The following is a 22,475-nucleotide window of genomic DNA, read 5'->3' as shown; positions in this document are numbered from 1 at the left end:
CTTAATATTTTATAGGTAAAAGAGATTCAGTACTTAGTCTATAGTACCAAGTACTGAGCACTCATTAACGTCCCATCCAGCCTCCGTCGACTAGCATGATGCTGCCGTGCATGTAGCTAGATGCCGCAGATGCGAGGAACACTGTAGGTCCTGCAAAATCCGTCGCTTCGCCCCACCGTCCTGCGGGAATTCTAGAGAGAATCGACGCAGATCTGTCCGCATCGTTTCTCAATGCCTCGGTATTGTCAGTGCTGATGTAGCCTGGTGCAACTGCATTGACATTGACCCCTTTGCCTGCCCATTCGTTGGCAAAAGCCATCGTCATCTGACCGATTGCTCCCTTGCTCGCAGCATAACCAGGTACGGTGATGCCGCCTTGGAAAGTCAATAGAGAAGCCGTAAAAATCACTTTGCCACTGCCTCTAGCAACCATTTCTTTCCCAATCTCTCGTGTCAAAATGAATTGCGCATTTTGATTCACTTCGATGACCTTGTCCCACATTTCATCTGGATGCTCAGCAGCTGGTGTCCTGAGGATGGTTCCCGCATTGTTGACCAAAATATCGATCACTGGAAAGTCTCCTTTCACTTCTTTGATGAACTCATACAAAGCGTTTCTATCCGAAAAATCACATGTGTAAGCCTTGAACTTTCTGCCCAAAGCAGTCACTGCCTTTTCGACTTCTGATCCAGATTTTTCCAAAGAAGCACTCACCCCGATGATGTCTGCCCCTGCCTCTGCCAAACCTACCGCCATGGCTTTGCCGATTCCTCTCTTGCACCCCGTCACTAGGGCTACTTTTCCTTCTAATTTGAATGTATCTAATATGCTCATTGTATCTTATGTTGTGTGAATTTCTATTGGTAGTTCTGTTTACTGTTGACAGTCAATCAAGTATTTCATACCTGCAGGATTGTTGTCGATCGTTTCGAAAATCGACTGGATATTGTCCAAAGTATCCACTTGTGTGATGAGTTTTTCGAAAGGCACTTGCCCTGAATCTGCGATACGGATGGCCTCCTCATAATCCTCCTCCTCGTACAATCTCGCGCCCAATAGCTCGATCTCTGACCAGAAGAATTTGAACAAATCGACGGGTTTCTTCTCTCCCCCGTGGATGGCCACCATCACGATGCGACCTCTCACATTGACTACCTGCGTCATCGCCTCTACTCCAGGTGCAGAACCCGACACTTCAAATGCACAGTCAATCATTTTTTCGTTGGTGAGCTCACTGATGCGCTCTGTCAGACTTTCTTTGGCAGGATTGATCGTTGTGAACCCTAGGTCATTGAGCATCTTCAGTCTGTTTTCGTTGACTTCAGAGATGATGACATGCGCTCCCTTTTCTTCCAATACATACGCGATCAAAGTCCCAATAGGACCACCTCCAATCACCAGCGTATGCTCACCAGCGACTACACGTCCGATTTTCACATCGTGACACGCCACTGCCAATGGTTCGATAAATGCACCATGCTTGAGCGACAAGCTCTCGGGCAACTTGTGCAAAGTATAGGCAGGCACCGTCCAGCTATTTTGAAAAGCTCCCTGGCTATCGATTCCGATAAACTTCAAGTTTTTGCCTACATGCGCAAAGCCTTTGTCAAAAGCATGCGGTGCACCAAAGTGCAACGGACGAACTGCTACTTTGTCTCCCACTTTGACGTTGGATACTCCTTCGCCCAATTCAGCTACCGTAGCAGATGCTTCGTGTCCTACGGTCATCGGCGGCTTCACTCTCGCATCCATCACCCCGTGATAGATGTGTACATCTGTCCCGCATACGCCGCAGTACGCCACATCTAATCTTACTTCGCCCGCTCCAGGTTTGATCTGCTGACCTTCACCAATTTCGAACTTCCCTTTTTCTTTATAAAATGCTGCCTTCATCGTTTTGTCTCTTATTATTCATTGTTTTAAAACCCACTTATTTGATTGTGACCTTCGCTACGCCAGCTTCCAATCCGTCTGCCGAGACGGTCACTTTGACTTCTCCTGTTTTCCCTTTGATGGATTGAAAAATCATCAAAGCCCTGCCCTGATCAGTGACCAGCGCATTGGTACTGTGCTGTTGCACATTGTACACCGACCCTGTGTCTACACCCAGCAGTCTCGCTTCTCCAGCGATATCGAATGTGATTTTTCTGTTTTGGTCTTTGACAGGGTGACCGCTTCTATCCACTAGCTGTGCTACGACATGTACCACATCGTACCCATCTGCATCGATCTGCTGCTGATCTACCTTGAGCTCTACTGCATATGGAGCCGTGGTACTGTAAAGCACCTCCTCTATCTGAGTACCATCCAGCGTACCGACCGCTTTGAGTTCTCCTTGAGCAAAAGGCACGGCCCACTTGTAGATATGATCTTCAAACTCCGACAAAATACGTTTGCCCAAGCTGCTGTCATTCAAAAACAACTCAATCTCATCACAGTTGGAGTACAGTTCGACACTGATCATTTCTCCCTCTTTGTACTCCCAGTAGTTGTTGACATCATGCCACTCCCAAAGTGCATGCTGCCAAGCCTCTGGATCCTTGGCCACCATGAGGCCAGTAGCTTCGTCTATCGCGTTGATGGATCGATCAAGTGTCTGCGTAGCGATGTAGATGCTTGGTTCCTCGTTCCAGAGGGACTTCATCATGTAGTAAGACGGCTTGGCGAACCCCGCAAAATCCACTATCCCACTTCCCGTGCCTTTTTTGGGCCATGGTCCCCTGATCTCTCCCAAGTAATCAATCCCTGTCCACAAATAGGTACCTGAAATAAACGGTCGCTCCATGATCGCCTTCCATTCATGGTATTGCGCCAGATTCTCTGTCCCCATGATGACTTTGTCAGGGTAGTTTTCATGTCCATAATCATAAAGAATACGACGGTAGCTGTACCCAACTATGTCCAAGGTCTGTCCATACCCAGTCAGATGGCTGGCCGAGGGCAGGATACAATTGGCCACTACAGGTCGAGACGTATCCATCTCTCTGGTCCATGCTGCGAGCTTTTGTGCCGTCTCTCCGATATCGTACTTGCCTCTAGGAAGAGTGTCCAATCTCTGAGCAATCTGCTCCGTATTGTAAGGTGGCTCTGACCAAAAATAGTTACCATTCCAATCCATGTTGTTGAAAAATCCTGTGGCCTCTGCAGTCCGTGGATAAGTCCATTCGATCTCGTTACCGATGCTCCATTGGATGATACTCGGATGGTTTCTATGTGCCAACATGACTGACTTCAGGTCACTCTCAGCCCACTCCTGAAAATACTGTGACGCCCCTTGAGTCTCGTAGTGAACTTCTTTCTCTTTGGTGTTCCAACGTTTGTCTTTGGGGTTGTCCCACTCGTCAAAAAACTCATCCTGTACCAAAAACCCCATCTCGTCGCACAATTGCAAAAACTCCTCAGAACCTGGATTGTGTGAAATGCGAATCGCGTTGCACCCCGCCTCTTTCAATACCTTAAACCTACGCGCCCACACGCCACGAGGTACTGCAGTACCCACAAGTCCACCATCATGATGCAAGCAGACCCCTTTGATTTTCATGTTTTCTCCATTGAGGAAAAAACCCTCGTTCGCATCGAAGCGGATCGTACGAATGCCAAAACGAGTTTTCTGCTGATCCACTGGGGTATCCTTGACATAAACGGTCGTGACTGCCTGGTAAAGCTTCGGATCATCTATTCCCCATAGTTGAGGGTGATCCACGGTCAGATTCACTTTAACCTTTTGCTGACTAGACTGTGCCAGCTTGATCTTTTCGGTTTGAGTCGCCACGACAATTCCCATAGGATCTACAATCTCCACGGTGTAGGATGCTTTGGTATTCTTGTCTAGTCCATTGTCCAAGGTAAACTCCATGCTGACGAGCGCTTGCTCGGTCGTCACTTCGGGTGTTTGGACGAAGGTGCCCCATATCGGTACACGCAGTTTGTGGCTGGACACCAACTTGACGTTGCGGTAGATTCCCGCCCCCGTGTACCATCTGCTATCCGCATAGCGCGTATGATCGATCTTGACGACCAATAGGTTGTCTTTTCCATCTGCATTGAGATAGGGAGTCAAGTCATAGTAGAAGGGCGAATAACCGTAGGGATGCTCTCCGAGAGAATGACCGTTGATCCATACTTCGGAGTGATTGTACACCCCGTCAAACAAAATATGGTGCAAGCTGTCCTCGCTGACATGGAGGTCAAAGGTTTTCTGGTACCAACCGTATCCACCTCCATAGATGTAGCCTGTCGCTGGCGCAAACTGTGCATTGGCCTGATCGTAAGTCCCACCGATGACCCAATCGTGCGGTAGTCTGACCTCTGTCCATCCATCATCCGTTTGGAGATTGTGCGTGTAATCCCCGCCCATGACAGAGTCTTGTGTCAGTCTAAACTGCCAATCAAAATTAAAATCAACGGCTTCAGTCGCTTTTGCTCCCCAAGATATAGCCAAACCAAGCGCCAATCCGAGTACCCTATTTATTGTCCTTTTCATCCTTATTTCAATACTAATTTCCTTGTTAAAACTTCCCCGTAGTTGCTCACCCGAATCAGGTACACACCGCTAGGGAGTACAGAAGCATCCACGAGCATCACCTCCTGATCAATCCTTGCTTCTTGTGCTACTTGTCCCGATAGTGTCATGATTTGCCACTGTCCACCGACAAAATCAGGGGCCACTTCGAGACGGACACTATCAAAACTTGGGTTGGGATATACTTTCATTTGTAGGCTGGTTGAGGCTATTTTGTCCTCAAGTCCCAGCACAGGATTCGAGCGATCGACCTCACGACTAAACCCATACACCTGCATGGCGACACTGCTCAGATGTCCACCTTCATCTGCGAAAGTCACTTTCACTTCGTTGCTACTTTGCAGCTGTTGGTAGGGCACAGGGATTTCTATCACTCCAAAAAAACTGTCTCTGTCCGCCTGATCATCTCCTCGAAAATCTACCGGCACATCTAGTGCGAACCCGTTGACTAGAACGGTCGGCACGAGAGACTTTCCATGTGCTCTGCCCATGCCTAGACGCAGCATGGCCTCACCATGATCCCCCAACTGCACTCCCGAAATCGTAAAAGTAAGTGGCTCATTGGCATGGATCTCTTGGAGGTAATCCGTCGCATAGTATTTCGTCTCCACTGAAGTTTGGTCAATACTCGGTGCCTCGCTCAGCGTCAGTTTGAGTATCATCGTGGCTTCACTCTCCAAGCTCACAGCCTCAGGTAGCCCCTGTTGATTGGATTGCTCAAGTACAGGCACCTGTCCCTCTAGGTAGAGGTGCTTGAGGTCTATCTCTTCCACTACAGCAGTCGACAGCCCTAGCGCGTTCAGCTCGATTTGGACTGCTTCGAACTTGAGGTTGTTGAGAATCACGTAAGCTGTCTTGCCATCAACATAGGCATCCACCAATAGGTCTAGTGAGGTGGCATAGCTGTCCACACGTGTCCCCTTGACTTCAGACCATAGCTGATAGGTCTTGACCATGTCCGAATAGACCCACTCTCCTGTATAGGCCTGTGGTTCGTCTGCCTTTCGCATCAACCGGTGGTTGTAAGTATCGTCCACCCCATTGGTACCCCATTCTGCCTTGACAGGCAAAAAATTGAGGGTCTTGTTGATGATGTTTGCACGCTCCATGAACTGCATCATCATGGAATTGACGGATTTGAGATGCAACCAATCTCTGTAGGGAGACCAAGCACCGAAATAATCGTGCATCTGAGCCCCATATTCGGAGATCATAAATGGCTTCACTTCTCCAAATTGCATATAACTGTATTGTTCCATCAAATCGAAGGTTGCCTCCATGTTGCTGCCCTTTCGGTAGCGTTGCTTACCATTGTTGATCGAGGGAAAATCATAGAGATGGATCGTCCAATAATCCATTTTATCGCCAGACATATCCATGAAAAGCTTCCACCTTTCATTCCATTGCGCGAACCCTCGATTTTCATGGTCAGGAAATGCAGTACAAAAACCACCGATCAAGACATCGTCATTGTATATTCGGATTTGGTCGGCGACTGCATTGTGAAACCTGAAGATCTTCTCTGGTTCATCTGTCCCAAAATCAACAAGATGCCAAAGTGGTTCGTTGATCACCTCTACATAAAGTGGCTTTTTGGCGCCTGTTGTACCTCCCGTACCATAGCTATCTCGTATATAGCGCCCCATGTACTCCCCAGTAGCTGTCCCAAAAGGCTCTGCCTCAGTATCTGCTTCTGAAAACGCCCATCCTCGGTTGGTCTCTTGACCATCAGGCCAAAAAGGGTGTAGCTGTGCCGCCAGGATTTGGTCATTTCTATCCTCATATGGATGCCAACTGGTCTGTGCAGCATAATTATTTTTGACTGTCGTACCGTAGCTCTCGATACCCGCAGGGTCTGCGAATCCAGGACGAGCAGGGTCTTCGTTGGTATTGCTATTGAGTGCCCAGGAGATGCCTCCTGTATCACGTCCTAGGTACACATCGTACCCGTTCAAAAAGTCGTTTCTTAGGTCTGTTGTAAAATTGTCTCCGTCCCATTCTCGCTCCGTTGTATTGGCGTGAATCGCAACGAATTTGTTTCGGTCAAACTGGTCAATTTGGCCGACTTGGTGTTTGAGGTCGAGGTTGATATCTACGCGTACCTGTGCCTTGGCACCTATCGCGAGGCATAGCATTCCACAGGCAATATGTAAATATTTCACTTTCATTATTTGTATTGAGTTAAATCACGGTTATAAACTATAACATAGCCCCAGTGCTTTGTACAGAGATAACTGAACAAATACTAGACATTATACTCTCACTTTTTAGGAGTGAATTACTTCCTAAATGAGATAAAAAACTGGGGTGGATCATCATATCCTCCCCAGTTTTACTTATGATCTGATTATGGTCTCAAGTTTAATTCGTAGATACCCAAATCATCTAGGTAGAAGTTCATTAGTACTGAACTACTCGCATTATATCCTCTCATCATGAAGAAGAAATCTCTAGAATTACTAGGAGTCCATCGGGTTGATTGATACACCCACTGACCCGTAGGGAAAGCCGCATCAAAAAAGAAAGCCAACTCAGCAGACCAATCATCTGGATAGAATCTTAGATCCGGTACCAAACCATCACCTGTTGTGTTATCTCCCAAATTCTCAATATAGATCCAGAATCCAAACTCATATGCCTTATTAGCTTCTAGTGCGAAGGTATATTGAGTACCGAGGTTGTCCTTGTGATCTACGATACATCCTCCTCCAGCAGTCCAGCTCATGAGCATACTTTTAGACCCCGAATGAGGTTGAACAGTCGGGAAGCTAGTCGTGAATCCATCGTATGGAGGACCCCAAAACAAGTATGGCCAATTGGCAGAAGTTGATTTTTCCATACCTACATCATATCCATTGACTGCCATGGCATTGGTGCCCTTCTTGTGTTCCATGACCATCTCAGAGATTGCATCCGCCTTGACCAAATCAGTGGTCTGCATAGCACCTGGAGTGTAGCTCACATACACCGTATCATCATCATAGAGACTCTCGTTTGATAATTTCACAATTACAAGATTACCTGACTTTGTATCTACAGACACAGAGCTAATTGATGGATTGATGACAGTACCGTTTTCGATTCTGACCGCAAAATCATTTGAGTTGACAGAATTAGGATCTATCTCTCTGCTATAATTCAAAATTATGTTGTTGCCATCATTGATCAATTGATCCAACACAACTGGTTCTGTGGATGGAATCACTTCAATAATGTCTGTGAAACTGATGGTATCTGCTCCAAATGGTCTCTCTCTGGAACCAATCAAACTCACATCAAATACACCAATTTTTTTGAACTTTACGTCTGTTTCGTCAGCCGTACCATCAGCGATTTCAACCCCGTCATAATCAATAGTTTCTGGATCACCCCCTTCGTATGTCCAAACTAGCTCCTGTGGAACGCCTTCGGAATGGTAGGTAAATCGAACAGACTTGCTGGCCGTCAACTGGTTCTTGGCACCATCTGCAATTACCAAAGCTGCACCTAGGGAGCCATCATCATTGAGGTAGTTTGCTGTGAATCCCATCTTGACAGAATCCAAAACCGTCACCATCATAGTGGTATCATAAGTCGCATTGTGCACATTGTTTCCAACATAAAAATCACCATCAAATTCTTGGTGTAGTTTGACTTCAAATGTACCCGCTTGATTAAATATCACTTTAATATTCGCCAAATCAGAACTAGAAGCACTATCATCCGAAATGATATAGCCAATACCCTCAGGTACTATCCACTCACGGTGTTTCACACCTGCAGAAGCATCTCCAAAGGATATGTCTCCAAACACCTGTACTTGATTCCCAGCACTCAACTCCGAAGCATAAATCACGCTGTGTTTAGCGCCATCATTTGGTGCTTGATATTCTTCTTCACATGCACTGACTACCCATGTCAACAGGGTCAGAACCATTATATATTTTAGAATATTTTTCATCTCTTTCTTTTTTAATTTATTAATTACCCAGCGCTGAATTGATTTGTCTTTCATCTGTGGGAATTGGTAAATAATCATGTGCTGAAGGGGTGTAACTAGCTGCACATACTGCATAGTCTGTTCTTACCTTCTGAGCTTCGTCCACAAAGTAGAAAGGAGCTGTATTCATGATTGCATCCCAATTGGCTAGCAACCATAGCTCATCAGCACGACGGGCCGTCAAAACCTCCTTCACAATACCCCATCTAGTCAAATCTTTCCATCTGTGACCTTCAAAACACAACTCAATCGGTCTCTCTACCATCATGATGTGTGTCAACAAGTTGTCAGCAGTAGGTGCGACCAAATTGTAAGCACCATTCACTACTTTGCTCACGTGCATAGCAGGAAAAGTATTGGCATTGTTGTTCAAATAATCCTGAAGAGTCACGACACCTGCTCTCGCACGTATTCTGTCGATATAGGTAAGGGCCTCTGCAGCAGCGGCATCACCTTGGGCGTTGAGTATCGCCTCGGCATACATCAATAGTACATCTGAGTATCGAATATGTCTGATATTGATCCCTGATCGTGGATTGGTTGTATTGATCAAATCATACTGATACCAGTTGGTGTATTTTTTCACATATGCAGTCTGAGCAAATCCAAATCCTTTCAGCTCAGTCACTGGTACGCTAAAATAACTACCATCTCCATCCTTGGTGAGTACACTTGCATACATTCTTTGTGACTGTGTAAAACCATTGTTGATGCCTTTGGTTGGATCTATTTCATCATTGTACAATAGCTCATGCAAATAATATGATCCCAAGACCTCATTGTATCCTCCAGAATTTAACTGGCCGACTTTTGCATCAATGGTATTTGCCTCTGATCCTATTTCGTTGGGTGTGGTATCAATGTTGTTGCCATTGGCACCTGTATCACCAGCTACTGCAGAATACGCTACTTCGAAAATAGACTCACTGTTGAATTCGTTCTCATCAGTGAAATTATCCATAAAATCAGGAGTCAAGCTGTATATACCTGAGTCGATGATTTTCTTAAATTCATCCGCAGCATTGACCCAATCCTTGTTGTACAGATATACTTTACCCATAAGGGCAGTAGCAGCACCCCATGTCGCACGTCCCAAATCATCACCAGTCCACTCCACACCTTCTAAATTTGCCTTGGCAAACTCCAAGTCAGGTATGATTACATCTGTGGTGACTTTATCAATCGAATCAAAGGCCTTTTGAAAGTCTTCGTCTGTCACAGGGACTACGGTATGAATGACTGCTCCACCATAGCTATGTGCCAATTCGAAATAGAAAAAAGCTCTCAGGAATCTAGCTTGTGCTACAATCAGTGCCTTTTCACTGCTTGAGATTTCTGCATCTTGAATATATTCAATCACCTGATTGGCTCTGAATATACCTACATACAGCTCATTCCATTTGTTCTTTACATGCTCAGATGCATCATTGAAATTGAGCGTCACAAACTCGAATGTCTTCATCCAAGATTCGGCTCCAGCCAAATCACCCATTACCCAGTTGTTGGTAAATTGGGCTCCAGAGATTGAAGGAAATTGCAAGGCGCCATAGACCGTGTACAATCCTTTCTCAAAATCATCACTTGTCTCCCAATACACATCTGTAGTGATAGAATTGGGGTTGACCTGCGTCAAAAACTCGTCTTCGTTGCAACTAGTTGTAAACATGAAGACAGGTATCATTAATATATATAAAAGTTTCTTTTTCATCTTGCTATGTTTTAGGATTAAAACTGAAGTTGCACACCAGCCAAAAACTTGCGAGTCACTGGATAGTTACCTTGATCTACACCACGAGTAGATAGACCATCCCCTCCTACCTCAGGGTCATAACCTTCATACTTTGTGAATGTGAACAAGTTTTGACCTGTCAAATAGAATCTCAACTTGCTCACTTTGTTTTTCAAAACACTGTTTGGAATAGTGTAACCCAAGGTGATGTTTCTGATTCTCAAGTAAGAACCGTCTTCTAAGAAGTAGTCAGATCTAGCTCTTGTATTGTTGTGCTCTTGTGAAGTTCGAACGGCTGGAATATCCGAATCAGGATTCTGTGGAGACCAAGCATAGTATAAATCTTTGTGACGTCCAGCGCCATAGGCAAACAATTTAGATCCATTGTAGATTTCCGCTCCATAAGAGCAGTATGCCTGCACAAACAGATCGAATCCCTTGTAAGCACCGTTTAGCATCAAGCCCGCCTCGAATGCTGGCTGTCCCGAACCTGCATAAACACGGTCATTGTCATTGATCACACCGTCACCTGCATCAGGGACACCGTCACCATCTGTATCTACGGTCAATTGATCTTTGTACATCATGTCTCCCATCATAGCACTTGGATCCAAGGCCTGATAGTCTGATAGTTGTTCAGCAGTTTTAATTACCCCTTCGTGCTTTAGGAGGAAGAATGCACCGCCTTCATAGCCTTGTGATAGGTAAGTGGTATAATCTGTACTTTCTCCTCTCGAAGTGATCGGGCGACCGCCTGCATAGGCTATTCCCTCTACACCATTCAAATCCGTTATTTCATTGACATTTTTAGTAAATGTCCCGTTGACACTCCAGTTCAAACCAAAATTGGTCTCATCTCTATACCCCAAAGCCAGTTCAATACCTTGGTTTTGCATGTTACCTGCATTGATGGTTCTAGAGTTGTAAGTTTCTGTTGCTCTGGTCTGCCAAGTTCCAGATGAAGGAGCCAATCTCTCGGACAAAAGCATGTCCTCTTTGTTATTGCGGTACACGTCTGCAGAGAAATTCAATCTGCCATCGAACATACTCAGGTCCAAACCAATATTTCTAGAGATGGTCGTCTCCCACTGAATAAATGGGTTGGCATACCTTCTTTGAATATTTCCTACGCCTAAGTACTCACTGCCTTCGGTACCAAATGGATAATTGACACCACCCTCAATACTTGCAGCGTATTGATAAGGTGCTACACTTTGATTACCCAATTCTGCATAACTACCTCTCAGTTTCAAATTGCTGATAAAATCTAACCCAGCTGCATTCTTAAAGAATCCTTCCTCGCTGATGTTCCAACCAGCAGAAATACCATAAAAAGGATTGTAACGATTCTCTTCACCAAAAATCGAAGAGCCGTCATATCGGATACTCGCAGACAATAAATATCTCTCGTCATAACCATACTGCACTCTTGCCATCTTACCGACAATATTCTGAGTGTTTCTCACACCTGTAGGTGCAGCACCTTTGACCCCAGCGCTCAACACATCAGTATCGTTGCTCAACAGTCCGATTACTCCTACTCCGGTGGTTTTGTAGTCATAGTTTTCATAAGACAAAACCAAAGTAGCGCCTACATTGTGCTTCCCAAAATCTCTTCGGAATTTCAAAATATTCTCCAGGGTATTCTTAGTTGTGAAAATATAGTCTTCATTTAACATGGCATCCAGATTAGATCCACCTGGCTGCAAGTCACCGTCTGCAGTATATGCCAAATACTGTGGCTGAAAGAATGTACGCTGATAGTTCCAGTCGTTTCTACCCAAGTTGACCTGAAAACTCAAGCCATCAATGAACTCATACTCAAGGTTGATTGCTATGTTGTTGCTTCTTACTTTTCTATTGTCCTCGTTGTTGAGTTGTCTAGACAGGTATCCATACTGAATAGGGTTGTCAGAAGGTACGATTACTTCATTCTGCCCATTGGTCTCCAGATCGTTCAACCCTCTCTGCCAAGGTTTTTGAATAATAGCATATTCGTACAGTGCCCAAGGCTCTTGTTGGGTATTTTCCTCAGTCATGCCCAGAGAGGCAAATGCCCTGAATTTGCCAAGATTATATTCTCCATTGAGTCGAGTGGTAAAACGATCAAATCCTGAATTGATCAAAACACCATCTTGCTGAAAATAATTGGCGCTCAAGTTCAAAGTCAAATTCTCTTGACCACCTGACACGTTGATATTGTAGCTCTGCATTTTGGCATTGTCATTTTGTACTTCATCAACAAAGTCCGTATCATAATCCAGTGCATCAGGATTAAAAACAAAAATAAGTGGCTCTTTGCCTACGGCATCTAATTTTACATCTTCCACATACATCTGCTCCTGTGTATTCATCAGTGGGGTACCCGAATAAATCTCTTGTACTCCGCCATATGCTGAAAAGTCAACTTGCATTCTACCAGCTTTACCTCTTTTGGTTGTGATCAAAATCACACCATTCGATGCACGTACACCATAGATCGCAGCAGCAGCACCATCTTTCAAAATCTCCATTGATTCTATCTGTTCAGGCGCAATGTTTGGATCATTCTGAAATGGAACACCATCTACGACATACAAGGGTCCCAGGGCACCAGAGTTCACTGAGCCTATTCCTCTGATTTGAATGTTGGATTTAGAACCTGGTCTTCCACTTGAGGCTTGAACGTTTACACCAGCAATCTGACCTTGCATTGCATCTCCGATATCAGAAGTGGCGTTTTTGAGCAATTCTTCAGATTTAATAGAGCCCACTGCACCAGTCAACTCTTTCTTTTTCTGAACACCGTAACCCACTACCACTACCTCGTCCAGCTGCTCAATATCTGTCTGCATAGCTACGTCAATCGTAGAACGACCAGAGATAACTACCTCCTGCTTGAGGTATCCGATGTAGCTAAAAACAAGAGCTTCTGCATCTGCAGGAACTTCAATACTATAGATACCATTTAAGTCCGTAACAGTACCTACAGCACTTCCTTTGATTAGAACATTGACACCAGGAATACCTTGGGCATCATTGTCATCAATCACCTTACCTACTACTTTGGTCTGAGCCAATACAGGCATACTCAGGCAAATTAGTAAGATCAAAATGACCGAACATTTTAATAATGTAAATAGTCTTTTCATTCAATTATGCTTTATGTTAAACAATAGTAATCCGAATGTTTGATGACCATCCAAGACATCTATTTCTTAGACTTCTCTGAAACAATTCGTAAGTCAAATATGGTTGATGTCATAATTTTATCCTTATTTTGACACTATACACAAACTGTACATTCAGAAAAAATACCAAAAATACAACTAGACATGAAGCACAGAAATAATAATCAAACAGCTGTATATCTATCATTTACATCAAAAACATATTCAGATATCCGAATATTCACAACTAGACAAATAATACTAGTAATTACAGCCCTCACTATTGGTATTTGTCCAGTCATTGCTCAAAGTCAATCAATACCTACAGATTCTCTCCCCTATAGATTACTAGAAAAAGCCAAACTATTAAAGTTTGAAAACCCCGATAGTTCAATGCTTCTATTTAAGTTAAGTCAAAACAAGTTTCTGAAAAAGCAAGACACGCTAATGGTCATCGATTGTCTTACAGAACTTTCGGATTTATATGCACACAATGGAAATTTTAGCAGCTCCTATGATGGGTATTGGGAAGCTCTGCTGCTCGCCGAACACACGAGTGATATATTGAGCAAATCAAAAGTGTATCAGGGTTTGGGTTGGCTATACATTTTGTATCAAAGAGACGAGCAGGCCATATTGTATTTCAACCACTCCCTTGACTTAAAAAGAAAACACATTAAGGAGCTGGGGGATAACAGAGAGATTTTCATTCCAGAATATTACGCACTAGCCTCCTTGTATAGAAAAAGAGGTCAGTATGAAATGGCCAAAACCTATTTGGACAGTTGTACCTATGTGAAAACAATTATTAGTGAGGAACCCTTTGGCTCGGCATTTATCACAGCCGAAAGAGGATACATCCTGTATTATGAAGGGAAAAGCAATGAAGCACTCAGAATGTTGCTACCACTAAATGATCACCTCAGTACTCAATTTCATAGTTACTTGGTCATGTATCATTATTTTCTAGCCATGATTTACCAAAACCTGAATGAGTATCAATTGAGTGATTTGTATTTCAACAGTGCTATCAAAGCAGGGCAATTACATAAAAGTCATGCGGATTTGCTACCAGACGTATATGAGCATTATTCCGAACTCCTGATGAGCCAAGGAAAGGCTCAGAAAGCATACGAAATGCTCAAAAAAGCCAAAGAACAAACTGAAATGCAATTCGGCAGTCGCAGCAAGAACAACAAATTTCTATTGGAAATAAAAGATGAATTTAGGATATCCAAAGAAAAACAAGCAGCTATACTGAAAGAGCAAAAAATAAGAGATTTGGAACAAGAGGAAAAAATTTGGGTCTTAAGGTCTTACATCCTATATGGAACGATTGGTTTTTTGATCACACTCATTTTTCTTACCTATCGCTTCTTTAGATCCAAATACAAAGCAAAAAAACATCTGCTGGACGAAAAGCGTCAGCTAGAAAGACAAAAGATGCGAGAGGTATTGGAAGTCAAAAACAAAGAACTGACTGCATCTGCCCTACAGGTCATTCAAAGAGAAGAAACGCTAGGAGATCTAAAGCGTCAGCTCAATGAGCAAAAAGAAAATCCCGACAAAAGCAAATTGAGCAAACTCGCAAAAAGCATCAATACAACAACCAGTAATGACTGGAAGGAATTTGAGGCAAGGTTTATCTCTGTCAACAAAAGGTTCTACAAAGAATTGCACAACAGATATCCAGATTTATCACAAAGTGATAAAAAAATATGCGCCTTGGTAAAACTTAATTTTTCGAGCAAGGACATGGCCAAACTCCTCGGTATATCAGTCGAAAGTGTGCACACAACACGCTATCGCTTGCGAAAGAAAATGAATCTAGAGAGAAGTGAAAATCTAGAAGACATCATTGCCAGTATTGAATAAAATCTTACAACAAAAAAAGCCTTGCAAATCATTGATTTACAAGGTGATCATACCCCAATAGTTAGGGCAGGGTTTGGTATATCATTCGTTTTGTCTATGATCTGGAAGAGAACCCTTGAAGGGTTTTTATGCACTTTTTATCAAAGGCCATTTTTTTTACCCTATTGTGGTTCATGAGCCTTCTTTAAGAATCGAACTCTGGTTACTGCATCTTTATTTCTACGGCTAATAGTCCCTGCAGCCCAGCGTAATTTCTCCCTGTTAGATTAAATCTTCCGCAGGGGACTTTAATAGTTAATGTACAAAATAGGTTCTTCATGTGGTCATATAGGGAGAGACGTACACCTGACGTGATCGGAAAGACTTGATGAACTTTTGTCTAAATATTAACCTCGACCAAAGGAACTGTGAAGCAAAATGCACTGCCTTCTCCGAGTTTACTTTTTACCCATAATTCTCCTCCATTGAGCATCACAAATTCCTTGCAGAGTAGCAAGCCTAAGCCTGTGCCGCGTTCCTTTCTGGTGCCTGCTTTGGTCAGCACCTTGGTTTCATCAAAAAGAGAAGAGAGTACTTCTTCGTCCATACCCACACCTGTATCACTGACACAAAATTCCAGATGTTGGACAAGATTCTTTGCCGATAGAGTGATGGTACCTGATTCGTTTGTAAACTTGATGGCATTGTTGTAGAGATTGGCGATTGTGCTAGACAAAGCTCTTTTATCAGCAAAGACTTCTGTCTGGTGATCTACCTTTATTGTAGTAGTAATATTTTTGGATTCTGCACTGGTTCTGTAGGCTTTGATACTGTCTTCTATTAGTTTGTTGACGTTCAACCGTTCCTTTTTCACTTTCACAAAATTCTGCTGAGACATCGCCCAAGCAAGCAGATTGTCCAACAATTCATACACGCCATGGGTTGCATTGCTGAGATGTGACACAATTTCATTTTGTTGATCTTGTGACAGTTTTAGCGAAGTTGACGCCAGCATCTTGACCAATTCTCGGATGTTACCCACTGGTCCTTTGAGATCATGTGCGATGATAGAAAAGAAGCGATCCTTTAGTTCTACACTTTTTTGCAGTGCTATTTCCGAACTCTTTACTGGTGTGATATCCTTGCCAAAACACGCCACTCCCACTACTGCATTTTTGACGCGAATAGGGTTCAGAGATAGCTCTATGTATTGTGTTTGCTCTCCAAAATTAAACTCCTCCAATACACTAAACACCTCTCCTTTGAGCGCACGTTCGTATCTTTCAATCCATACTTCGCGCATCTCTTCAGGTGCACTTTCTATCATGTTTTCGCCTACCTTCAACTGCCTGCCATATGCTGCCATATAACCGTGAATCATCGCTGTATTCACGATCAATAGTTTATAATCACGGTCAACAGACCAGATAGCGTCTTTGGTATTTTCGATCTGAGCGGTTAGATAAGCTTCATTTTGTAGCATCTGTCGCTCGACTATCTTCAATTCGGTGATATCATGTGATGTGCATGCAACACCTACTACTTCATCCTTTTCTAATATTGGAACCAAAGTGATTTTTAGATAGGCTGGTAATTCTTCAAGACCAAAACTGTGAATGAAACTGATTTTTTTACCCTGCAACCCTCTTAGATAAACTTGCTTCCATTCCGTACGAATCGGTTCTGGCACACCTTCCAACACACTCACCCCTGGCACTAGTTCTACACCGAAAGCGTTTAAATAATCTATTTTGGCTTGTTCATTGGAGCATGTGCAAATCAAATTGTGATCATATGACCACAATCTGTCATCAGTATAATTGATTAAGTTAATTAAGTTTTTCACGTAAGACTAGGCTGCTGCTATTGTTAAATAGAGCGCAAATCTCTCTAATTTCAAAATTGTTCTCTTTCAAATCAACTAAGCCTACGTAATCAAAAGGGGGATTACCTAGTTTACTCAGTAGTAAACTGCCACTTCCTCTAGCTCTTTGCGTCGTAAATCAGGGACGTACACATCATCGGCAGCATACCCCACTGGCAGCACCAAAAAAGCTCTTTCATTGTCGGGACGCTCCAGTATTTCAGACAGGAAGTTCATGGGGCTCGGCGTGTGCGTCAATGTCACCAACCCCGCATGATGCACTGCTGAGATAAACATCCCCGCAGCGATTCCTACAGACTCGTTGACGTAGTAATTGTTGACTTTTCCACCATTCGCATCTTTATCATACACTTTTTTGAAAAGGACTACCAGATAGGGCGCTTGCTCCAAAAATGGCTTCTGCCAATCCGTACCTATCGGTTTCAAATCATCCAGCCATCGCTCGCTCATGCGTCCATGATAGCTATCGTACTCTTCTTTTTCGGCAGCAGTTCTGATCTTGGATTTGATCTCAGCATCACTGACCACACAAAATATCCAGGGCTGTTTGTGCGCACCAGATGGTGCGGTAGATGCCGTCATAATGATTTGATCCAAGATTTTTCTAGGAAATTCCCTAGCCGAAATATCCCTGACACTCCTGCGCTTGTCATTCCACTCATGATATTCCTTGCTACGTTGGAGCATTTCTGCCTCCGAGAAAGTCACTCCCTCGTAGGCTACATGAGTAAAGCCATTGATTTCTTTTGTCTTCATCTTACTTCAATTTAAAGGCTGTCGTGTGTTTGTTTTTGGATAGAACAAATTGGCTCTTCACATGCGCAATATTGGAATTGACAGAAAGCTTGGCGAGGATGAAGGCCTGATACGTATCAATGTCTCGACTCACGATCTTGAGCATGTAATCAAAATCACCAGCGATGTGGTAGCACTCCTGTACCTCAGGATAATCATTCATTTCTCCGATAAACTTGTCCAGATAAGACCGAGTATGGTTCTTGAGCGAGATAAAAACAAAGACTGTGATCTTCTGATCAATTTTCCGTTGATCCAATAGTGCGGCGTACTGCCTGATTACACCATCCCTTTCGAGTCGTTTCATTCGCTCAAAAATCGGCGTGGTGGACAATCCCAACCTATCCGCCAATGCCTTGTTGGTAATCCTACCCTCTACCTGGAGTATGTCCAGTATTTTGATATCTACTTCGTCTAACAGCGCCATTTTTAGAAAATTATTACCTCTTCTCCATTCTTTGATCCCAAAAAAGGAATAATCCAGTCAAATCAATGAATATAAATTTGATTATTCTACAAATAAAAACTTGCATAGAATTTATCACTTTATAGACGTACAAATAAATACTTTTATCCTTTAAAAACATCCTACACATTGAAAGAATTATTAAAACAGTTTGAGGCCAAAAGACCCGAGGTGGTAATTGAATGGCATGACGCAGAGACAGATGCTGAAGGCTGGATTGTGATCAATTCTCTCAGAGGTGGAGCGGCAGGTGGTGGCACAAGGATGAGGAAAGGTCTCAACCGCAACGAAGTAGAGTCACTCGCCAAAACCATGGAAATCAAATTTAGCATCTCTGGCCCTCCTATCGGTGGCGCCAAGTCAGGCATCAATTTTGACCCCTCCGATCCTCGAAAACACGAAGTATTGCAGCGTTGGTTTGCAGCCGTCAAACCTCTACTCAAGCACTATTACGGCACAGGTGGAGACCTCAATGTGGACGAAATCCATGAAGTAATTCCTATCACGGAAATCAACGGACTGTGGCATCCACAAGAGGGCGTCTTCAATGGCCACTTCCAACCCAATCAGGCGGACAAAATCAACCGAATCGGTCAACTCCGCCTCGGCGTAATCAAAGTCATCGAAGAATCCATATACTCTCCCGATCCTAAAAGAAAATACAGCATAGCAGACATGATCACGGGTTTTGGGGTGGCGCAGAGTGTTCTCCAATACTACAATATATGGGGTGGTGATCTCGCAGGCAAAAAAGTAACTATCCAGGGTTGGGGCAATGTCGGTGCTGCGGCAGCATTTTACCTAGCATCCTATGGTGCGCAGATTGTCGCCATCATCGACAAAGAAGGTGGCTTGATCAACGAAATGGGATTCACCAAAGAAGACATTACAGAACTTTTTATTCACAAAAAAGGCAACACTTTGATACATCCCGATTTGATTCCCTTTGAAGAAATGGACAACAAAGTCTGGGACTTGGGTACACAGATTTTCATCCCAGCGGCTGCTTCCAGACTGGTAACCCGTGAACAAATCGATAGAATGCTCACAGGTGGATTAGAATTGATCAGCTGTGGAGCCAATGTGCCCTTTGCCGACAAGGAGATATTCTATGGACCGATCAGTGAGTATGCCGACCGACAAGCAGCCGTGATCCCAGACTTCATCGCCAACTGCGGCATGGCACGGGTATTTGCCTATTTCATGGAAGGAAAAGCGGACATGTCGGACGAAGCGATATTCAATGACACTGCCAAAACTATCAGAAAGGCACTCCTGCGAATTCACGATCAAAACCCTGGTAAAACCCTCTTGACCAAGACAGCCTTCGAAAATTCACTGGCGCAATTGCTGCCCAGCGAACAAATAGCGGTGATTTAGAAACGAAAGACAGCATAACAAACAAGACAATGGAAACGAAAGAAATTAAAAAAATATTCGCTGCAGCGGAAGACTTCCTGCCCATCAACGGCACAGATTTCATCGAGCTGTATGTGGGCAATGCCAAGCAAGCAGCACACTACTACAAAACAGCTTTTGGATTTCAATCCCTCGCCCACTCAGGATTGGAGACAGGCAATCAGAACTATGATTCCTATGTCTTGGTACAGGACAAAATCAGACTGGTACTGACCTCTCCCCTCAAAGCTGGCACGCCTGTAGGCAAGCACATCGACCAACATGGAGATGGGGTCAAAGCCATTGCGCTATGGGTGGATGATGCGACCTACTCTTACCAAGAAACTGTCAAGCGTGGCGCAAAATCCTACCTCAAGCCTGAGACCCGAAAAGACAAGCATGGCGAAGTGGTGGTAGCGGCCATTCACACCTACGGCGAAACCATTCATTATTTCATCGAGAGAAAGAACTATCAAGGCGTCTTCCTGCCTGGCTATGAAAGATGGGAAACTAGCTATCAGCCTGCACCCACTGGGCTCAAATATGTGGATCACATGGTCGGCAATGTCGGCTGGGGAGAGATGAACCAGTGGGTCGACTTCTATGCCCGCGTGATGGGATTTGCACAGTTGATTTCCTTTGATGACAAGGATATCTCGACAGATTACACCGCTCTGATGAGCAAGGTCATGAGCAACGGCAATGGCAGAATCAAATTCCCCATCAACGAACCTGCAGAAGGCAAGAAAAAATCGCAGATCGAAGAGTACCTAGACTTCTACGGTGGGCCAGGTGTCCAGCACATCGCAGTTGCCACGGACAACATCATCGAGACTGTCACCGCCATGCAGAGCAGAGGTGTGGAGTTCCTCAATGTACCCTCTTCCTACTATGACACGGTACTGGATCGAGTCGGCAGCATCGACGAAGACCTCGAACCCTTGAAACAACTCGGGATCTTGATAGATAGAGATGACGAAGGCTACTTGCTACAGATATTCACCAAACCCGTAGAGTCACGGCCTACCGTCTTCTTTGAAATCATCCAAAGAAAAGGTGCCCAGTCATTTGGCAAAGGTAACTTCAAAGCACTCTTTGAAGCCATCGAGAGGGAGCAAGAGCTGCGGGGGACACTTTAAACTCTGGTTGTCCCAAATAAAAGAAGCCAACGGATGCTGGCTTCTTTTTCAGAATCGAGCTTTGGCAACCCGATCATACAATAGCTTTATGAGGATTCTACGTTCATAAGGTTAAGACGAAGTTACTCACAGACATCAAACTTTTATAACTCTTTAGCCAAAAGACATCAGATAAACGATGAATATACCCATATCTGGGGATCAAACAAATAATTCGAGCTGCTCAGGCAGCAATCTGAAACTCATTCGATGGAGTGGTGTGGTGCCATATTCTCGGATAGCCTGTCGATGGGCTTTGGTAGGGTAGCCCGCATTTCGCTCCCAAGCATAATGAGGGTATTGAATGGCATGCTCAGTCATGAGCTCGTCTCGGTAGGTTTTTGCCAAGACAGATGCTGCCGCTATAGAGTAAAATCTACCATCTCCTTTGATCATCGTTTCATGCGGAATTTGCTCGTAGGCGGTAAAGCGATTGCCATCGATGAGCAACAGTTCTGGTGTAACCTGCAATTGATCCAAAGCACGATGCATCGCCAGAAAAGAAGCATTCAGAATGTTGATCTCGTCAATCTCATGATTGTCCACCACTCCGATGCCCCAAGCGATCGCACGAGACTTGATCTCATCGACCAAGTCCTCCCGCTGCTTGGCACTCAATTTCTTGGAGTCGTTCAATACGTGATGACTAAAATCCACTGGTAATATCACCGCGGCAGCTACCACAGGGCCAGCCAGACAACCTCTGCCTGCCTCGTCACAGCCTGCTTCGATGGTATTGGGTTGATGAAAGGATAGTAAGGGCATGATCAATCAAAGTTTGATTCGAAATTATAAATTTGAAATTAGAGATTTAACATATTTGACTTATTTCGATTAACCTTGAATCTTGAAATTCTAATCTTGATTTTTTTCATGGCTGAAATAGGAAAAGACATACACAAAGCAGCACAACTACTCAAAGAAGGAAAGCTGGTTGCCATCCCAACTGATACGGTCTATGGACTGGCAGGCAATGCATTTGACACAAATGCCATTGAGCAGATTTACCAAGTCAAAGGGAGACCCAAAAGCAAGGCATTCATCGCACAAACCAATTCCATCGAAAAGATCAAAGGCTTTGTGACTAGTTTTCCAGCGAATGCTGAAAGCCTAGCCAGCAAATATTGGCCTGGTGCACTGACTTTGATTTTGGATGCCAATGAAAAGATACCCACGGAAATGCTGGCAAATGGCCGTACGGTAGGCGTGCGTATTTGCGACCATCCGCTGACATTAGAGCTATTGGAGCTATTAGACTTCCCAGTAGCTCTGCCCAGTGCCAACCTCCACGGACAGCCCAGTCCTGTCACTGCAGCACAAGTCAATAGCCAACTCGGCGACCTCATAGAATACATCCTAGACGGTGGCGAATGTCAAATTGGATTTGAATCAACTATTGTTGGGTTTAACGGGGAAAAACCCCTTATTTTGCGACAAGGTGCCATTGCAGAAGCAGACATTCTCAATACATTGGAATCTTGACCGCAACACTCAATATTGACCCACAATGTGACATTTG

At 44.0% G+C, this 22,475-nt stretch carries 15 protein-coding genes; 4 read left to right on the top strand and 11 right to left on the bottom strand.

The window, feature by feature from the left end:
• Positions 1-64: 64 nt before the first annotated feature.
• The 7 genes from N6H18_RS11575 to N6H18_RS11545 all read right to left on the bottom strand — a co-directional run bounded on the left by N6H18_RS11575 (position 65) and on the right by N6H18_RS11545 (position 13,362).
• The gene (locus tag N6H18_RS11575) at positions 65-829 is read right to left on the bottom strand and encodes an SDR family NAD(P)-dependent oxidoreductase (protein ID WP_262311608.1); all 765 of its coding nucleotides are present in this window, start codon (positions 827-829) and stop codon (positions 65-67) included.
• 45 nt (positions 830-874) lie between these two features.
• The gene (locus tag N6H18_RS11570; protein ID WP_262308435.1) at positions 875-1,894 is read right to left on the bottom strand and encodes a zinc-dependent alcohol dehydrogenase; all 1,020 of its coding nucleotides are present in this window, start codon (positions 1,892-1,894) and stop codon (positions 875-877) included.
• Positions 1,895-1,931: 37 nt separating this feature from the next.
• Entirely contained in the window at positions 1,932-4,484 is a 2,553-nt protein-coding gene (locus N6H18_RS11565) for a glycoside hydrolase family 2 TIM barrel-domain containing protein (protein WP_262308434.1), read from the bottom strand.
• A 2-nt stretch (positions 4,485-4,486) separates the two neighbouring features.
• A complete protein-coding gene (locus N6H18_RS11560) occupies positions 4,487-6,691 on the bottom strand; it encodes a T9SS type A sorting domain-containing protein (RefSeq protein ID WP_262308433.1) in 2,205 nt (734 codons plus the stop codon).
• A 179-nt stretch (positions 6,692-6,870) separates the two neighbouring features.
• Positions 6,871-8,463: a hypothetical protein gene (locus tag N6H18_RS11555; RefSeq protein ID WP_262308432.1), complete on the bottom strand. Its 1,593-nt coding sequence runs from the start codon at positions 8,461-8,463 to the stop codon at positions 6,871-6,873.
• Between the two features lie 19 nt (positions 8,464-8,482).
• Complete coding sequence (locus N6H18_RS11550; RefSeq protein WP_262308431.1) at positions 8,483-10,210, bottom strand: RagB/SusD family nutrient uptake outer membrane protein; 1,728 nt, start codon at positions 10,208-10,210, stop codon at positions 8,483-8,485.
• A gap of 17 nt (positions 10,211-10,227) precedes the next feature.
• A complete protein-coding gene (locus N6H18_RS11545; RefSeq protein ID WP_262308430.1) occupies positions 10,228-13,362 on the bottom strand; it encodes a SusC/RagA family TonB-linked outer membrane protein in 3,135 nt (1,044 codons plus the stop codon).
• Positions 13,363-13,773: 411 nt separating this feature from the next.
• On the opposite strand from N6H18_RS11545, the gene N6H18_RS11540 reads away from it, so the two are divergent.
• Positions 13,774-15,255 (top strand): tetratricopeptide repeat protein, encoded by a 1,482-nt coding sequence (locus tag N6H18_RS11540; protein WP_262308429.1) that lies wholly within the window; start codon positions 13,774-13,776, stop codon positions 15,253-15,255.
• A 379-nt stretch (positions 15,256-15,634) separates the two neighbouring features.
• On the opposite strand, the gene N6H18_RS11535 is transcribed toward N6H18_RS11540, so the two are convergent.
• The 3 genes from N6H18_RS11535 to N6H18_RS11525 all read right to left on the bottom strand — a co-directional run bounded on the left by N6H18_RS11535 (position 15,635) and on the right by N6H18_RS11525 (position 18,341).
• On the bottom strand, positions 15,635-17,080 hold the full coding sequence (locus N6H18_RS11535; protein WP_262308428.1) for a sensor histidine kinase: 1,446 nt from the start codon (positions 17,078-17,080) through the stop codon (positions 15,635-15,637).
• A 114-nt stretch (positions 17,081-17,194) separates the two neighbouring features.
• On the bottom strand, positions 17,195-17,875 hold the full coding sequence (locus tag N6H18_RS11530; RefSeq protein WP_262308427.1) for a nitroreductase family protein: 681 nt from the start codon (positions 17,873-17,875) through the stop codon (positions 17,195-17,197).
• A gap of 1 nt (position 17,876) precedes the next feature.
• Positions 17,877-18,341, bottom strand: a complete 465-nt coding sequence (locus tag N6H18_RS11525) for an Lrp/AsnC family transcriptional regulator (RefSeq protein ID WP_262308426.1) — start codon at positions 18,339-18,341, stop codon at positions 17,877-17,879.
• 168 nt (positions 18,342-18,509) lie between these two features.
• On the opposite strand from N6H18_RS11525, the gene N6H18_RS11520 reads away from it, so the two are divergent.
• Both N6H18_RS11520 and hppD read left to right on the top strand, forming a co-directional pair.
• Positions 18,510-19,760, top strand: coding sequence for a Glu/Leu/Phe/Val dehydrogenase dimerization domain-containing protein (locus tag N6H18_RS11520; protein ID WP_262308425.1), 1,251 nt, complete (start codon positions 18,510-18,512; stop codon positions 19,758-19,760).
• Between the two features lie 29 nt (positions 19,761-19,789).
• Positions 19,790-20,917 carry a 4-hydroxyphenylpyruvate dioxygenase gene (hppD, locus tag N6H18_RS11515; RefSeq protein WP_262308424.1) on the top strand — a complete coding sequence of 376 codons (1,128 nt, stop codon included), beginning with the start codon at positions 19,790-19,792 and terminating at the stop codon, positions 20,915-20,917.
• 201 nt (positions 20,918-21,118) lie between these two features.
• Here hppD and N6H18_RS11510 read toward each other — a convergent pair whose 3' ends face one another.
• Positions 21,119-21,721, bottom strand: coding sequence for a ribonuclease HII (locus N6H18_RS11510; RefSeq protein ID WP_262308423.1), 603 nt, complete (start codon positions 21,719-21,721; stop codon positions 21,119-21,121).
• Between the two features lie 108 nt (positions 21,722-21,829).
• On the opposite strand from N6H18_RS11510, the gene N6H18_RS11505 reads away from it, so the two are divergent.
• Positions 21,830-22,438, top strand: a complete 609-nt coding sequence (locus tag N6H18_RS11505) for an L-threonylcarbamoyladenylate synthase (protein WP_262308422.1) — start codon at positions 21,830-21,832, stop codon at positions 22,436-22,438.
• Positions 22,439-22,475: the final 37 nt, after the last annotated feature.

Origin of the sequence: Reichenbachiella agarivorans (assembly GCF_025502585.1) — a bacterium.
In the GTDB taxonomy this organism is placed as follows: domain Bacteria; phylum Bacteroidota; class Bacteroidia; order Cytophagales; family Cyclobacteriaceae; genus Reichenbachiella; species Reichenbachiella agarivorans.
Note: the sequence above shows the minus strand (reverse complement) of the source record. Positions and strands in the feature narration are given on the sequence as shown.

Bases quoted from the DNA above. Each gene is read 5' to 3' on its own strand.
- N6H18_RS11570 (WP_262308435.1), bottom strand. From the start codon at position 1,894: ATGAAGGCAGCATTTTATAAAGAAAAAGGGAAGTTCGAAATTGGTGAA.
- N6H18_RS11565 (WP_262308434.1), bottom strand. From the start codon at position 4,484: ATGAAAAGGACAATAAATAGGGTACTCGGATTGGCGCTTGGTTTGGCT.
- N6H18_RS11560 (WP_262308433.1), bottom strand. From the start codon at position 6,691: ATGAAAGTGAAATATTTACATATTGCCTGTGGAATGCTATGCCTCGCG.
- N6H18_RS11555 (WP_262308432.1), bottom strand. From the start codon at position 8,463: ATGAAAAATATTCTAAAATATATAATGGTTCTGACCCTGTTGACATGG.
- N6H18_RS11550 (WP_262308431.1), bottom strand. From the start codon at position 10,210: ATGAAAAAGAAACTTTTATATATATTAATGATACCTGTCTTCATGTTT.
- N6H18_RS11545 (WP_262308430.1), bottom strand. From the start codon at position 13,362: ATGAAAAGACTATTTACATTATTAAAATGTTCGGTCATTTTGATCTTA.
- N6H18_RS11540 (WP_262308429.1), top strand. From the start codon at position 13,774: ATGCTTCTATTTAAGTTAAGTCAAAACAAGTTTCTGAAAAAGCAAGAC.
- N6H18_RS11530 (WP_262308427.1), bottom strand. From the start codon at position 17,875: ATGAAGACAAAAGAAATCAATGGCTTTACTCATGTAGCCTACGAGGGA.
- N6H18_RS11525 (WP_262308426.1), bottom strand. From the start codon at position 18,341: ATGGCGCTGTTAGACGAAGTAGATATCAAAATACTGGACATACTCCAG.
- hppD (WP_262308424.1), top strand. From the start codon at position 19,790: ATGGAAACGAAAGAAATTAAAAAAATATTCGCTGCAGCGGAAGACTTC.
- N6H18_RS11510 (WP_262308423.1), bottom strand. From the start codon at position 21,721: ATGCCCTTACTATCCTTTCATCAACCCAATACCATCGAAGCAGGCTGT.
- N6H18_RS11505 (WP_262308422.1), top strand. From the start codon at position 21,830: ATGGCTGAAATAGGAAAAGACATACACAAAGCAGCACAACTACTCAAA.